This is a genomic window from Shewanella sp. SR44-3 (genome assembly GCF_014163735.1).
In the GTDB taxonomy this organism is placed as follows: Bacteria; Pseudomonadota; Gammaproteobacteria; order Enterobacterales; family Shewanellaceae; genus Shewanella.
The window spans coordinates 1-14,720 of record NZ_JACJDV010000010.1 but is presented as its reverse complement, the minus strand read 5'-3'; the positions used below and the strand labels follow the sequence as shown (position 1 = coordinate 14,720).

The window sequence follows — 14,720 nt, the reverse complement described above, 5'->3', positions numbered from 1 at the left end:
AAATGCTGAAATACTGACCCTAATCCATAGTTAACAATGACTCCTAACTCCCAGATAGGCTAGCTGAAACCTAATTCACTAAAGGATCAATTCTCTGACCTTACGCTTTTCTTCTGTAGTCATATGTTTAAGATAATTTGAACAACGGGTGATGGTCGCTATGCTGATCTCAAATTCGGCAGCTATCTGCCGCTGACTCAACTCCCCCTCTAGCAATAACTGAAAGACTTTAAGACGACCCGCAACCGCACTACGCTCCTCTTCTGTTAGCAGTAAGCTAAATAAGGTCGAGAGTTCAACCTGATTACTGTGTGTCAGCACTTTATCAATAACGAGTTCCCATCCAGCGCGCATTTTATTCCTTATTTGTCATGCCATGGCAGTACAGATTGTATCAAGAGATACTGAAAACTGACAGCCAATACCCAGATGCAATTCTCTTGTATGGCGTAGCTATGTCAGCTTGTCTTTCCAAGACATAAAACCCTTTATGTTCGGTATTGTTAATCTTGCACAAACTGAAACAAAAATTTGTTCAAAAAAATAATTGAAACAGGATAATATGAATCAAGTAAGTCACAATAATCATAATCCACCCCTAAATAATTTATAAGAGAGTAGCAATGAACAAGTTCTCAATCGCACTGTTAAGTGCCAGCTTATTAGCCCCAATCGCTCAAGCTAACAACTTCGATGATGCCAATGACGCGATTAACTACCGCCAATCAGCTTTCGGATTAATTTCTTACCAATTTGGTGACATGAGCGCCATGTTAAAAGGTAAAAAAGAGTTTAACCAAGAAGTGTTTGCTAGCCGTGCAGCCAATGTTGCAGCTTTAGCAAAGCTACCACACGAAGGTTTTATTCCAGGTTCAGATCAAGGTAAAACAGATGCTGCGGCCAAGATTTGGCAAGATAAAGCCGATTTCGATGAAAAAATGTCAACATTTGAAAATAATGCTGCATTATTGGCTCAAGCCGCTCAAAGTGGTGATAAGAATAAAATGAAGCAAGCCTTTATGGAAACAGGAAAGAGCTGTAAAGGCTGCCATGATGTTTATAAAAAAGACTAACTAATCTTAAATTAGGCGATGGTTCGCCCATCGCCTAACAGCCTTCTCCCTAATAATACCCTAAGCCTGCTAGATGTAATCCAGCACTGGCTTTAGTAAATAAAACCACACAGGCAACGCCAGCACCGCTAATAGAATTAGCGCCATCAGGGTCGATTTCATTTTAGGGATATTGCTTGACGTAAGTTGCTCACTGAGCTCTTTGTAACCTGTTAGCATAGGTTTAATAAGATTTTCACCGTTAAACCAGTAAATAAATACCGCCAATACATGCACAGCTGCACAAACAAGCAGTATGTTAAAATTAGTTTTATGCAACCAAGTTAAACCTAGCGCCACCGACTCATCCACTAAGCTAAATAATGGGCCTTCAGTAAAAACCTCATCGGTTGAGAATAATCCACTCACCAACTGGATAAGTAATAACCCCAACATAAGCAGCACCATATAACCACCTAATGGATTATGGCCTAAACTTCGCGGTTTAGGATTAGCGGTCAAATACGCTAATGCCTTGGATGGCGGCACAACAAAAGCGGTAAATCTTGCCGTATCACTGCCAATAAAGCCCCAAAGCAGACGAAAAATAATCAGGATCAGCAAGCAATACGCCAAAACTTGATGCCACTGCATCTCGCCTTGTTCTGCCGTCAGCCACAGTCCGGCAAACAACAAGAGTAATAACCAGTGAAAAAGGCGCGTTGATATATCCCATACTTTAACTTTTACCGCTGTCGCACTCATAGCACCTCACCCAATACCTAACTTGATTAAGACATATTTTAACTAAAAATACTGAAGCTGTCAGTGTACTGCGAGTGAGGTAATTAAAAGTCAGAAAAATAAAAATAAATTGGAGGATTGTTTGACCATAAATGCCAGAATGGATAAATGGACTAAATCTTATCCCAGCCAATATGCGCCGATTATTTTTCTGATTCAAGCAAATAAACCGCACTTTTTAGCATTTTTGTCTAAACGATCATATTTTCAGCAGTCACACCTGCAAAGCCAACAAAGCGTGATGTAGATCACGCTTTTTCTGGTAAACCTTGCTAACCTGAAGTTAAGCACATAACAGAAGGTTCTAAAATATGCTGAAAATCACAAGCAAACAACTTGAAGTCACAGCCCTTATTCGTGAACGTATTGAAAATCGCTTAGAAAAGCTATCCAGACATGATCTTCATCTCATTAACCCGCATATCATTATTACCCAAGAAAAACAGCTTTTTAAAATAGAAGCTTCTGTAGGCTTACCCACTGGAGAGTTATTTGCTCAGGCGAAAAGTGAAAACCTGTATGCAGCAATTACTGCAATGGGGCAAAAGCTGGAAAAACAGCTCAATCGCCTAACTCATAAACCCCAAGCTCAACGCCATGGTGACCTCAATATTGAGACCCAAGATGACTTTGAGTATGACTATAAGGAGGAAAACGCAGCTTGAAATGTTTAACATCTAACCACAGCGCGCCTCATAGGCGCGCTTTTTCATTCAACCAACGACAAGCTCTGCATCTTGAGCAGAATTGTATTGACACCTAAGCCTTGGCGCTTTAGTTTTAAGCTATGAAAACGACATCACATTTTACTTTCACAGTGTTTTTTATTCAGCCCACCTAGGAGGCGGTTTTTCTGTGTGAAAGCAAAAATGAAAATACCTAAGCCTCCCAACGGAGGCTTTTTTGTTGCTAAGCGTTAATCCATTGAACACTTTAAGCGGAATACGTATTTATGACCACACCACCGACACTCGATAGCACCAGAGAACAAATAACAGCACTAGATAATGAACTGTTAACGCTATTGGCTAAACGCAGAAATCTCAGCTTAGATGTCGCCCGTAGCAAAGAAGTTGATATACGCCCGATAAGAGACACTCAAAGAGAAAAAGAGTTGCTGGCAAGGCTAGTGCAAAAAGGCAGAGAACAAGGACTAGATGCACACTTTGTGGTATCGCTTTATCAAGGGATCATTGAAGACTCAGTGCTTAACCAGCAAGCTTACCTACATGGTCGTGCGAACCCTGATACCCAAAAACAGCAATATGCGGTGGCCTACCTTGGCGCCAAAGGTTCTTACTCTTTCTTAGCCGCATCCCGCTATTGTCAGCGAAGACAAGTGAATATGCTTGATTTAGGCTGCCAAAGTTTCGATGAAATTATCCAGTCGGTAGAATCTGGTCATGCAGATTATGGCTTCTTGCCGATTGAGAACACCTCTTCAGGCTCCATCAATGAAGTCTACGACGTCTTGCAACACACCAGTTTATCTATTGTTGGCGAAACGACCATAGAAGTGGGCCACTGCTTACTCACCAAAGCTGATGCTGCACTTAACGAGATAAAAACCGTATACGCACACCCTCAACCCATCAGCCAGTGCAGCAAGTACCTAAGCCAGCATCCAGAGTTTAAACTGGAGTACTGCGCCAGTAGCGCCGAAGCGATGGCAAAAGTTATCCAAGCGGCTGATAATAGTGTCGCTGCCATAGGCAGTGCTGAGGGTGGCGCCCTGTACCAATTACATGCCCTTGAAAAGGGACTTGCTAACCAAAAAATTAACCAAAGCCGCTTTATTGTTGTCGCCCGTAAAGCCGTAGATGTGCCATCACAATTACCGGCAAAGACCACCTTGATTATGGCGACGGGACAGAAGCCTGGAGCCTTAGTGGAAGCTTTATTAGCCCTAAGAAAGCATAATCTAAACATGTCTAAACTTGAGTCACGGCCAATACCCGGCACGCCTTGGGAAGAGATGTTCTACCTTGATGTTGATGCCAATATTGCTAACCCCATGATGCAAGATGCCTTATTGGAGTTATCGCGCTTAACTCGCTTTATAAAGGTATTAGGCTGTTATCCCTGTGAGACAGTCAAACCGACCCAATTAAGCCAAGAGCAGCTGATCCTCGCACCTGAAAGCGTTCATGTAAATCCTGTTCCTGAGTCGACGTTGGCAGTACAAGCTCAGCCTCATTCTCGCAATCATAAATCCCAAGACAGCCAAGTCAGCTGCCAAGAAATAATGATTGGCGCTAACGCCTTAGTCTCTTTTGCCTATATGGATTTGTCAAAGTCTAGTGATATGTCAAAGGCTCAAGAAGGGGCTGCAAGCTTTGAGTACAATGAATTTGAACATAAGATTAAAGCCATCAAAGAAACAGGCTTTCAAGGGGTGATCCTTGGGGGACAAATAAAGAACAATAAGCTCGCGTACTATAGCCAGACATTACGCCAAGCAGGACTCATTTGTATTTTGACCTTAGATGATAGCGCTGATATCGACGCCTTGACTCAAACCGCTGATTTATTGCTGCTAAGCGGCTCACAAATGTATAACCAGTCACTATTGACAAAACTGGGCACACTAACCAGCCCTGTTATCTTAGAGCGTCATCCCCTCGCCAATATCAATGATTGGCTTCGCGCCGCAGATACTCTGTTAAGTGGCGGAAATAAACAATTAATCTTGTGTGATTCAGGGATAAGCAATCCAGCGCAACCTAAAAGGCTCGCCTTAGATCTGGCGGCATTAGTTGAAATTAAAGGCCGCAGCCACTTGCCTATCATTATCAACCCAAGTCACAGCGTCGATACTGCTATGTTAGCCACCCAAGCACAAGCGGTGAAACAGCTACAAGGTAATGGCATAGTGCTGCCTTTTAAGGATATTGAAAGCCTGGGCTCGTATCACAGCTGGCTGCATACTCTCTATAGCTAACCTCATAAGGCGACTCGCTTATAGGCGATAGCTAGTAAGACTGATGGTTGCAATAGTTACAATTAGCGCAATAAAAAGCCGAACTAAGTTCGGCTTTTTTGTATGCACAGCACCGCTAAGGCGCGATCCCATCATGCAAGCTTAACCAGCCCTTAAAAATACGGTAGCAGAACCAACTAATTCCCACAGTATACAAGAGTAGACTTAACCAAAGCACTGGCGCTAAGTAGCCTAAAAGCAGTAACGGCAAGACGCCAACAATACTGTGTTTCTGCCAGTTTAAATGTGCTGACAAAAGCGAAGCCTCTGGGATGTGCTTTTGACTCATATTAAGCCAAAGACTCAGCATCACAGGCATAAAAAATAGCGGAAACGCACTCATTAACCCATATAAAAAATGCGCAAGGGTGACATCCTCTGTCAAATACACGTCAGCGTTACTTGCAGACATAAGACCCCCTAATTAATTGACTCACTGACATTTACTCACTAAATCACTTTTTGCTGATGATTTAACCATAAGCCGTGAACCCCAATAACGCAATGGCAAAAGCATTGAATTACACGTAATTCTACTCGCTTGGTTTCATGTCGTTAACTGACTGTAGCATCATTTTACTCTCTCGAGCAAAAGCCGGTGCATACTCACCAAACCAGTCAGATATTTGGCTAAACTGCCGAATAAACTCATCTCTGTCACCGCGTTTTAACACAGCTAACGCCTCTTGATAATGATCTAAATAATCACTCATTACCTGAACATTTCCAGGCTGGGCTAATATGATATCGGCATAAAGCCCTGGGTCTTGAGCAAACAAACGCCCCACCATGGCAAGTTCGAGTCGATAAATCGGTGAGCTAAAGCGCAGTAGATTAGCAATATCGGCATTATTTTTAAATAAATTCAATCCATAAACAAAGCTGGAGAAATGCCGCATTCCTTGAACCAACTGCATAGCATCATCGTGTTTTTTAGCTTCCGTCACTTCAATTCGTGCGCCCCAAATCAAAATCTGATCTAAAAACCATTGATATTTTTTCTGTTGGCGCCCGTGGCAGACAACCACGACTTGTTTAGCAAAGCTACCGACATCAGGGCCAAACATGGGATGCAGCCCAAGAACGGGTCCCTTGTGAGCATCAAGCATGGCCTTAAGTGGCTCAGCTTTTACCGATGTTAAGTCCGTAAGAATGCATTGCTCAGGCAACTGGGTTAATTCACGACGAATTAGCTCGCAAGTCGAACGAATAGGTACTGTCACTATCACCATAGCCGCACCAAAAAACAATGCTTTAGCTTGCTGCCAGTCATCTTTATCTAAGCTTTTTACCTGATAACCTGAAAGGCTGAGCATCTGAGCAAACAGTGTTCCTAACTTACCGGCACCGCCCACGATGACAATATGGCCAATATCAGGTTTAACTTGCTTAAAGCCGACATCTTTTTCATTCAAGTAAGATTCACGCATTAATCGGCGCAGCACATCTTCAATCAATTGCGGCGATACCCCAAGCTTTGTGGCTTCGTCTCGGCGCTTAGCCAGCATCGATGCTTCACGCTGCGGCGCATAAATAGGCACCCCTGCGCCATGTTTTACCGCGCCCACTTGTGCCACCAAATCTAAGCGCTTGCGCAGTAGCAACAGTAATTGCTGATCTACGCCATCGATGAGATCTCTTAAGTGCTCAAGATCTGCAGTGGTTTTCTCATTCATGGGTTGTTCCATTTAGCTATTTACCGCCTGTTTAACATTAAAGCGACTTGGTAGTAAACCACTGAATTGATGCGCGCCTTGGCGTAGGATAACCTCTGTGGTTTGCCAATCAATGCAAGCATCTGTAACCGATACGCCATACTTAAGTTCTGCTAATGGCTGATCACTACTTTGGTTGCCTTGGTGTAAATGACTCTCCAGCATTACTCCAATAATCGATTGATTTCCATTGCGAATTTGTTCAAACACATCGTAACATACTGTTTGTTGCCTTAAGTGATCTTTTGACGAGTTGCCATGGCTACAATCAACAACCAATCGCGCAGCTAAATTTGCCTTATGAATTTGTGTTTCGCATTCAGCCACACTCGCCGCATCGTAATTCGGAGTTAAGCCGCCGCGCAGAATAATGTGGCCATCAGGATTGCCATTAGTTTGAAGTAATGACACTTGACCTTCTTGATTAATGCCCATGAATCTGTGGCTACTGGCTGCTGACTTTAACGCATTAATGGCCACATCAAGCTTACCATCAGTGCCATTTTTAAAGCCTACAGGCATTGAAAGCCCAGACGCCATCTCTCTGTGGGTTTGAGATTCAGTGGTACGGGCGCCGATAGCTGACCAAGTGACTAACTCAGACAAGTACTGCGGACTGATTGGATCAAGTGCTTCCGTTGCCACAGGCAGTTCAAGTTCAGCAAGCCAAATCATCAACTCACGAGCCATTCTTAGGCCTTTTTCTACATCGAATGACTCATCCATATCAGGATCGTTAATTAAGCCCTTCCAGCCCACTGTGGTGCGAGGTTTTTCGAAATAGACCCGCATTAGAATGTAAAATTCATCCTTAAGCTCATCGTGGAGTTTTTTAAGCTTTAGGGCGTATTCTTTTGCCGCTTTAATGTCGTGGATAGAGCAAGGACCTGCGATAACCAGCACCCGACTGTCTTGCTTATGGACTATGTTAGCCACCGTCTGACGAGCATCAAGAATATAGCGATAGCCATGCTCAGATAACGGCAATTCTTGCTTCAACTGCAATGGCGTGGTCAACACTTGCTCGGCACTGATATGAACGTTATTGATAGTATCTTGTTGCATGACTTGGCTCACTTAAAGGCTAATAAACTTAACTGTATTTTTGTAATGATACACCATTACACTCAGGAGCTAACTATGCCTGCATCATGAGATAAGATCAACACTTGTTTGATTATTTTCTCCCCACAAACAAAAACCCGCCTTTCGGCGGGTTGTTGTGCGAACACTGCATCTTTTAATCTGTAGTGGTAACTATTACTTAGTTCCCAACTTCTCACGAATACGTGCAGATTTACCTGAACGCTCACGTAAGTAGTACAGCTTGGCACGACGAACACGGCCACGACGCTTAACTTCGATGCTTGCAATCAAAGGGCTGTGTGTTTGGAAAGCACGCTCAACACCTTCGCCATTAGAGATTTTACGTACTGTGAAAGCTGAGTGCAGGCCACGGTTACGCTTAGCGATAACCAAACCTTCAAACGCCTGAAGACGCTCTTTCTCACCTTCTTTAACGCGTACTTGAACTACTACTGTATCACCAGCACCAAAATCAGGTACGTCTGTCTTCATTTGCTCATCGTTGAGCATTTTAATGATGTTGTTCATAACTTACTCCATTCTAGAATTAACTGAGCGTTGACTATGCGGACTTGTCCGTATCATTTACGAACTGCGCTAATAAAGTCGTTTGTTCGTCAGTCAGAGCTAGATTTTCAAATAATTCTGGTCGTCTCAAAAAAGTTCTTCCGATACTTTGCTGTAAACGCCAGAGTCTAATTTTTTCGTGGTCGCCGCTTAATAAGACTGCCGGTACGTCCATACCATCCAATTGTTCTGGGCGAGTGTAATGAGGACAATCCAGTAAACCTTCAGAGAAAGAATCTTGCTCTGCCGATGCTTGCTTGCCCAGTACACCAGGTACTAAGCGAGCCACTGAATCGATTAAGGTCATTGCCGGTAACTCGCCGCCCGAAAGCACGTAATCACCAATAGACCATTCTTCATCCACTTCAGTTTGGATAATGCGCTCATCAACACCTTCGTATCGACCGCACACTAAAATCAAACTGTCTGATTTAGCCAACTCAGTTACGCCACGCTGATCCAGCTTGCGCCCCTGAGGAGACAGATAAATCACCTTCGCACCATCACCTGCAGCCGCTTTGGCTGCATGGATAGCATCACGCAAGGGTTGCACCATCATTAACATTCCCGGGCCACCACCATAAGGGCGGTCATCCACAGTACTGTGTCTATCATGGGTGAAATCACGAGGATTCCAGGTGTGCAACTCAAGCAGGCCGCTTTTCACGGCGCGACCCGTAACACCAAAGTCTGTAACGGCACGAAACATCTCTGGAAACAGGGTTATTACCCCTAACCACATATGCAGTACCTCGACTTAGAAGTCAGGATCCCAATCCACAACAATCTGTTTACCTTGCAAGTCCACCTGTTTAATGAATTGCTCGGTGACAAAGGGGATCATACGTTCCACTTTGCCAAATGCATCTTTGGCGTTAGCTTTAACCAGCAGTACGTCGTTCGATCCTGTTTCCACGATCTGATCGACAATACCTAAGTGATAGCCGTTTATATTGGTCACTTCACAATTGATAAGATCTCTATGATAAAAATCATTATCATCGAGCTCTTTCATTTGTTCAGGCAGGATCGCAATTTCACAATTTGTGAGCATTTGCGCCTGTTCTCTGGTGGTTACGCCTTCAAGTTCAGCCACGACAGCCTTACCTTGAAAACGCCACTGGGTGACCTTAACTTCACGCCACACGCCTTGATCTTTTATCAACCAAGGCACGTAATCGAAGATGCCTTCAACAGAATCGGTATAGGCAGTGATTTTAAGCCAACCTTTAATGCCATGACTGGAGCCTAATTTACCCAGTACGACTGGCTGTTGGTTATCGCTCATCTATCTATACCTTTACGCAATTAAGCAGTAGCTTTACGCGCGTCTTTGATAAGCTTTGCAACACGGTCAGATGTTGCAGCGCCAGTAGCAACCCAATGCTCAACACGATCAAGATCTAAACGTAAAGTTTCTTCTTGGCCACGAGCCAATGGATTGAAAAAACCAACACGTTCGATGAAACGACCGTCACGAGCATTGCGGCTATCAGCAACAACGATATTGTAAAATGGACGCTTTTTTGCGCCGCCACGAGCTAAACGAATGGTAACCATGCGTTTTATTCCTCTAATGATTTGCTTGAAGCAAAAATAAAAACTGGAACTCCGTGTTCGCGAAGAGTTCCAGAAAGAAAGCCGGAAGATTTTACCTGACTTTTCAACGAATGCAACCAAATCCGGCGATTTTTACACCTAAGACTTGAGTCGTTCCTTGATGTCAGGTTCAGTTTACCGACGAAAATTATCAAGCGAATGTGTAACTTAAGTCACTCTACTTGCTACACACTAGCCTTAAAACTGCCTTATCGAGCTTGCTCACTCAATAAGATTAACCTCAATCAGATTAACGCCCTGGGAATTTCATTCCTGGTGGCATCATGCCGCTCATGCCGCGCATCATCTTTTTCATGCCGCCTTTGGCCGACATCTTTTTCATCATCTTTTGCATCTGGGTAAACTGCTTAAGTAGACGATTCACATCTTGAATTTGCGTGCCAGAACCTAACGCGATACGGCGTTTACGTGAGCCTTTGATTAAATCTGGGTTTTTACGCTCTTTGGCTGTCATGGAGTTAATAATGGCTTCCATTTGACCTGTCATCTTGCCATCTTGCACTTGGGCTAAGGCTTCTGGAGGCAACTGGCCAACACCAGGCAGCTTTTCAATCATGTTCATCATGCCGCCCATGTTTTTCATTTGCTGCAGCTGCTCACGGAAATCTTCTAAATCGAAACTACCGCCAGACTTCACCTTAGAGGCCAGCTTCATCGCTTTGTCTTTATCGACACCGCGCTCCACTTCTTCTATCAGTGACAGCACATCCCCCATACCCAAAATGCGTGATGCGATGCGATCAGGGTGGAATGGCTCTAGGGCATCAGTCTTTTCGCCCACACCTAAGAACTTAATCGGCTTGCCAGTAATATTACGGATAGATAACGCCGCGCCGCCGCGAGCATCGCCGTCAACCTTAGTTAAGATAACGCCGGTTAAAGGCAAGGCTTCGTTGAAGGCTTTAGCCGTATTGGCCGCATCTTGACCTGTCATGGCATCGACCACAAATAAGGTCTCAACCGGATTAATAGTGGCGTGTAGCTGCTTGATTTCATCCATCATGGCTTCATCGACATGCAGGCGACCTGCGGTATCAACAATCACTACATCAATGAACTTTAGCTTAGCGTGAGCAATGGCAGCCTTGGCGATATCAACCGGCTTCTGGCTAACATCCGATGGGAAAAATTCTACGTCTACTTCTGCAGCTAGGGTTTCGAGCTGTTTAATTGCCGCAGGACGGTAAACGTCGGCACTGACCACAAGCACAGACTTTTTATGGCGAGTGCGCAGCAATTTACCCAATTTGGCCACCGAGGTAGTTTTACCCGCACCTTGCAGGCCCGCCATCATGATCACAGCAGGTGGCACGGCGGCTAAATCTAGGGCCTCATTGGCTTCACCCATGGCTTTTTCAAGCTCATTTTGGACGATTTTAATGAACGCTTGCCCTGGGCTTAAGCTTTTTGATACTTCTTGGCCAACAGCGCGTTCTTTTACGCTATTAACGAATTCTCTGACAACTGGCAGAGCAACGTCAGCCTCGAGCAGCGCCATACGCACTTCTCGTAGGGTTTCTTTAATGTTGTCGTCAGTTAAGCGACCACGACCACTAATATTCTTTAGGGTCCGCGACAGTCTGTCGGTTAGATTCTCAAACATTGCTCAGCTCTTTACCTTAAGCGTATCAATAATTGCCGCTCATTATACTCATATAGGTTTAATAAGCGAGTTTCCGGCACAGTAAGCTGGGGGCAAATCTTGGTGATTAGCAGCATTCAAACCACCTCAGAGTAGTGGCTTAGCTTAAAAACTTAGTAAATAAGCTTGGAGCTTAGGCTAAGATACTGTTAAATTTTGTGTTACTGGTCACAGTCAAAGCCTTGCTGACTCATGCTACCCTGTGAGATAAGTTGCAAGTAGGCGTTAGTTGACCCCTTAAATTACATTACCGATAGGCTTAAAATCAGATGGTTATTTTTCCTGCAGTAGCGATGTTTTTTTACTGTGCAGCACTTATTTTAGTTACCAGTCGCTTGTTTCATATCAGCGGTCCTAATCGCCCTATCGTCGCAGGCATTGCTGCGGTCGCCGTGCTATTTCACGCGTTATCGCTATCCCAAGCCATTTTTACCACAGATGGGCAAAATTTCAGTCTGACAAACGTGATTTCATTGGTTAATTGGATTATTGCCTTTACCTTTACTGTGCTGCTACTGCGGCTAAAAGTCATCATAGTGGTGCCTGTGGTGTACGCCTGCTCCATTATCTCTGTCGCATTATTGTGGTTGCTACCACCTCAGTACATTATTCATTTTGAACTTTATCCGGAGATATTAGGTCATGTGGTGCTATCACTCATGGCCTACAGTGCCTTGATGATTGCCGCCTTATACGCCATCCAATTGTGGTTTATTCAGCAAAAACTTAAATCCAAGCAATTAGTCATCAGCTCAGCCTTACCACCACTGATGACAGTTGAGAAACAGCTTTACCACTTAGTCATAATAGGCATGAGCCTGCTAAGTTTATCTTTAATCACAGGATTTATCTTCCTTGAAGACATGTTTGCCGACGGCAAAGGCCATAAAGCTATACTGTCTCTATTAGCTTGGTCAGTCTATGCCACTATGCTATGGCAACATTACACCTTGGGCTGTAAAATTCGCACCGCAGTGCTTTATACCCTGTCTGGGGCCGGATTATTGACCATAGGTTATTTCGGTGCAAGAGTTGTTAAGGAACTGATTTTAAAGTAAACATTTAATTTACTTTCGGATAGTTCACTAATCCTGCTTGACTCTACGCCTCAGTCATTAATAATGTCCGCTTGAAAATTACGTTTAGGTCAACTAACTGACCTCCACCTTAACAATGGAGCCCCTTTTTGGACGCTATATCTACCAGCGCACTCCTTCTTTTCTTATTCGCATTAATTCTGATGTCAGCTTATTTTTCTGGTTCAGAAACCGCGATGATGTCACTCAACCGCTATCGGATCCGCCACCTTGCTGCCACTGGGCACAAAGGTGCTATTCGGGCACTCAAACTGCTTGACCGTCCTGACAGATTGATTGGCCTTATTCTTATCGGTAACAACCTAGTCAACATCTTGGCCTCCGCCATAGCGACCATCATCGGCATGCGCTTGTTTGGCGATATGGGTGTGGCTATCGCCACTGGTGTGCTCACTCTCGTGGTGCTAGTGTTTGCCGAAGTGACCCCAAAAACCTTTGCTGCGCTGCATCCTGAACGCATTGCTTTCCCGTCCAGCATCTTGCTAGGTTGGTTATTGATCTTGTTATCGCCTCTGGTCAAAATCATCAATTTAATCACCACAGGCTTCTTGCGCCTTATGGGGATTAAAAATGTTCGCTCCGATGATGCATTGAGCCAAGAAGAATTACGTACTGTAGTACATGAAGCGGGCGCGCTTATTCCCCAGCGCCACCAAGAGATGCTGCTGTCGATCCTCGACCTTGAAAAAGTGACAGTCGAAGACATCATGATCTCACGCTCAGACATTTACGCCATTAACGTCAACGATGACTTCAAACTCATCAACCGTTTAGTGGTTCAAAGCCCTCACACCCGAGTGCTGGTTTACCGTGACACCATAGACGATGCCGTCGGCTTTATTCACTTACGTGATGCCTTACGCTTACAGTCTAAAGAACAATTCAGTAAGTCCACCTTATTGCGCGCAGTGAAAGAGTTGTACTTCATTCCAGAAGGCACGCCACTTAATGTCCAGCTGACTAACTTCCAGCAAAACAAAGAACGCATAGGCCTTGTGGTCGATGAATATGGTGACATTCAGGGCTTAGTGACCCTTGAGGATATTCTTGAAGAAATCGTCGGCGACTTCACCACCTCTATGGTAACCACAGCCAGCGAAGACATTAATATTCAACAAGATGGCAGCTATGTGATTGATGCGACGATTAACATTCGCGATCTCAATAAAGAAATGAAATGGGACTTCCCCATCGATGGCCCTAAGACCTTAAACGGCCTTATCATCGAACACTTAGAAGATATCCCAGCCGCCAACACCAGCTTAATGCTGTCAGGCTATTTTGTTGAAGTCATCGAAGTGGCCGACAACATGGTTAAGTCTGTTAGGGTTATCACCAAGCATACCCCAATCAGCACAGACGATAACGACGAATAAGCTTTAGGCTTATTTAACCCAATAAAAAAGGCGCCTAGCGCCTTTTTTATTGGGTCTGTGTTGGTAATCTGTAATGAGGAATATTCATATCGACAACGCTGTTTTAGCCTCTATGAACGTCTATAACATCAAGATTAGCGGCTAATTAACTCGTCTTTAGACTGAACGAGTTATAGAATTTTTAATCTGTGTTCTGTTTGTTCAAGAGTTAAAAATCTTAGCGTTAGCTCGAATTCATCTATCCAGGCTTGCCATGGCATTCGCTCTACGACACGCAGCAAGTCCATCCGTGGATGCTCGAACATCCCGTCTGATGTGAAAGGACTCACGAATGCCGTGATGGCATGGATGCCAGAGAGCGGCCATGGGATGGACGGTCGTCTCGCAAACACTCATGGTTCACCTTTTCAGCATTGGCGTATCTGTTAACCTTAAAAGATGACCAGCCTAACTTTAGCTATCGATAAGCATCCACCGCGATCAGATTTAACTCGTTTTTGGACATAAACGGGATTGAATTCAAGCCAAAATTTAACAATGAGTAGCTCAATTAATGCCTGTTGATAAAAGCAGAAAGGTAATACTGATGCTAATGAGAGGGTGTTGGACTAAATAGCTCGAGTCTATCTCTTGAATGAGGCAGCAGGGATGCTGCGCCGTAACCGTCTAGCGAACCACACCTCGCATCATTGATCTGACTATTTGAAAATACCTGCTCAATGATAAATTTGGAGCAGGTGATGAAAACATACAGAACAGCGGCACAGTGGCTCGGTTTACT

The 14,720-nt window shown here is 44.2% G+C and carries 16 protein-coding genes; 5 read left to right on the top strand and 11 right to left on the bottom strand.

Going from position 1 to position 14,720, the window contains the following annotated elements; all coding sequences use genetic code 11:
* Window positions 1-78 precede the first annotated feature (78 nt).
* Window positions 79-354, bottom strand: a complete 276-nt coding sequence (trpR, locus tag H5073_RS07605; protein ID WP_182678541.1) for a trp operon repressor — start codon at window positions 352-354, stop codon at window positions 79-81.
* Between the two features lie 269 nt (window positions 355-623).
* Here trpR and H5073_RS07600 point away from each other — a divergent pair, with 269 nt between their 5' ends.
* Window positions 624-1,073 (top strand): cytochrome c, encoded by a 450-nt coding sequence (locus tag H5073_RS07600; RefSeq protein WP_182678539.1) that lies wholly within the window; start codon window positions 624-626, stop codon window positions 1,071-1,073.
* A gap of 69 nt (window positions 1,074-1,142) precedes the next feature.
* On the opposite strand, the gene H5073_RS07595 is transcribed toward H5073_RS07600, so the two are convergent.
* Window positions 1,143-1,817: a cytochrome b/b6 domain-containing protein gene (locus H5073_RS07595; protein ID WP_182678538.1), complete on the bottom strand. Its 675-nt coding sequence runs from the start codon at window positions 1,815-1,817 to the stop codon at window positions 1,143-1,145.
* Between the two features lie 350 nt (window positions 1,818-2,167).
* Between H5073_RS07595 and hpf the strand changes: the two genes are divergently transcribed.
* Both hpf and H5073_RS07585 read left to right on the top strand, forming a co-directional pair.
* Window positions 2,168-2,521, top strand: coding sequence for a ribosome hibernation-promoting factor, HPF/YfiA family (gene hpf, locus H5073_RS07590; protein ID WP_182678536.1), 354 nt, complete (start codon window positions 2,168-2,170; stop codon window positions 2,519-2,521).
* Between the two features lie 287 nt (window positions 2,522-2,808).
* On the top strand, window positions 2,809-4,797 hold the full coding sequence (locus H5073_RS07585) for a chorismate mutase (protein WP_182678534.1): 1,989 nt from the start codon (window positions 2,809-2,811) through the stop codon (window positions 4,795-4,797).
* 115 nt (window positions 4,798-4,912) lie between these two features.
* Here H5073_RS07585 and H5073_RS07580 read toward each other — a convergent pair whose 3' ends face one another.
* The 8 genes from H5073_RS07580 to ffh all read right to left on the bottom strand — a co-directional run bounded on the left by H5073_RS07580 (window position 4,913) and on the right by ffh (window position 11,427).
* Window positions 4,913-5,248 carry a hypothetical protein gene (locus H5073_RS07580; RefSeq protein WP_182678532.1) on the bottom strand — a complete coding sequence of 112 codons (336 nt, stop codon included), beginning with the start codon at window positions 5,246-5,248 and terminating at the stop codon, window positions 4,913-4,915.
* A 121-nt stretch (window positions 5,249-5,369) separates the two neighbouring features.
* On the bottom strand, window positions 5,370-6,512 hold the full coding sequence (tyrA, locus tag H5073_RS07575) for a bifunctional chorismate mutase/prephenate dehydrogenase (RefSeq protein ID WP_182678529.1): 1,143 nt from the start codon (window positions 6,510-6,512) through the stop codon (window positions 5,370-5,372).
* 12 nt (window positions 6,513-6,524) lie between these two features.
* The gene (locus H5073_RS07570; RefSeq protein WP_182678527.1) at window positions 6,525-7,616 is read right to left on the bottom strand and encodes a 3-deoxy-7-phosphoheptulonate synthase; all 1,092 of its coding nucleotides are present in this window, start codon (window positions 7,614-7,616) and stop codon (window positions 6,525-6,527) included.
* A gap of 195 nt (window positions 7,617-7,811) precedes the next feature.
* Window positions 7,812-8,165: a 50S ribosomal protein L19 gene (gene rplS / locus H5073_RS07565; protein ID WP_011497180.1), complete on the bottom strand. Its 354-nt coding sequence runs from the start codon at window positions 8,163-8,165 to the stop codon at window positions 7,812-7,814.
* A gap of 34 nt (window positions 8,166-8,199) precedes the next feature.
* Window positions 8,200-8,946 carry a tRNA (guanosine(37)-N1)-methyltransferase TrmD gene (trmD, locus tag H5073_RS07560; protein WP_182678525.1) on the bottom strand — a complete coding sequence of 249 codons (747 nt, stop codon included), beginning with the start codon at window positions 8,944-8,946 and terminating at the stop codon, window positions 8,200-8,202.
* A gap of 15 nt (window positions 8,947-8,961) precedes the next feature.
* On the bottom strand, window positions 8,962-9,492 hold the full coding sequence (rimM, locus tag H5073_RS07555; protein ID WP_182678523.1) for a ribosome maturation factor RimM: 531 nt from the start codon (window positions 9,490-9,492) through the stop codon (window positions 8,962-8,964).
* A 20-nt stretch (window positions 9,493-9,512) separates the two neighbouring features.
* A complete protein-coding gene (gene rpsP / locus H5073_RS07550; RefSeq protein ID WP_011497183.1) occupies window positions 9,513-9,764 on the bottom strand; it encodes a 30S ribosomal protein S16 in 252 nt (83 codons plus the stop codon).
* Window positions 9,765-10,053: 289 nt separating this feature from the next.
* Window positions 10,054-11,427 (bottom strand): signal recognition particle protein, encoded by a 1,374-nt coding sequence (gene ffh / locus H5073_RS07545; protein ID WP_182678521.1) that lies wholly within the window; start codon window positions 11,425-11,427, stop codon window positions 10,054-10,056.
* A 308-nt stretch (window positions 11,428-11,735) separates the two neighbouring features.
* Between ffh and H5073_RS07540 the strand changes: the two genes are divergently transcribed.
* Both H5073_RS07540 and H5073_RS07535 read left to right on the top strand, forming a co-directional pair.
* A complete protein-coding gene (locus tag H5073_RS07540) occupies window positions 11,736-12,524 on the top strand; it encodes an inner membrane protein YpjD (protein WP_182678519.1) in 789 nt (262 codons plus the stop codon).
* A gap of 128 nt (window positions 12,525-12,652) precedes the next feature.
* Window positions 12,653-13,939 carry an HlyC/CorC family transporter gene (locus tag H5073_RS07535; RefSeq protein WP_182678517.1) on the top strand — a complete coding sequence of 429 codons (1,287 nt, stop codon included), beginning with the start codon at window positions 12,653-12,655 and terminating at the stop codon, window positions 13,937-13,939.
* Between the two features lie 170 nt (window positions 13,940-14,109).
* Here the strand turns inward: H5073_RS07535 and H5073_RS07530 are convergent, their stop codons facing one another.
* Window positions 14,110-14,331, bottom strand: a complete 222-nt coding sequence (locus tag H5073_RS07530) for a hypothetical protein (protein ID WP_182678713.1) — start codon at window positions 14,329-14,331, stop codon at window positions 14,110-14,112.
* Between the last annotated feature and the right edge of the window lie 389 nt (window positions 14,332-14,720).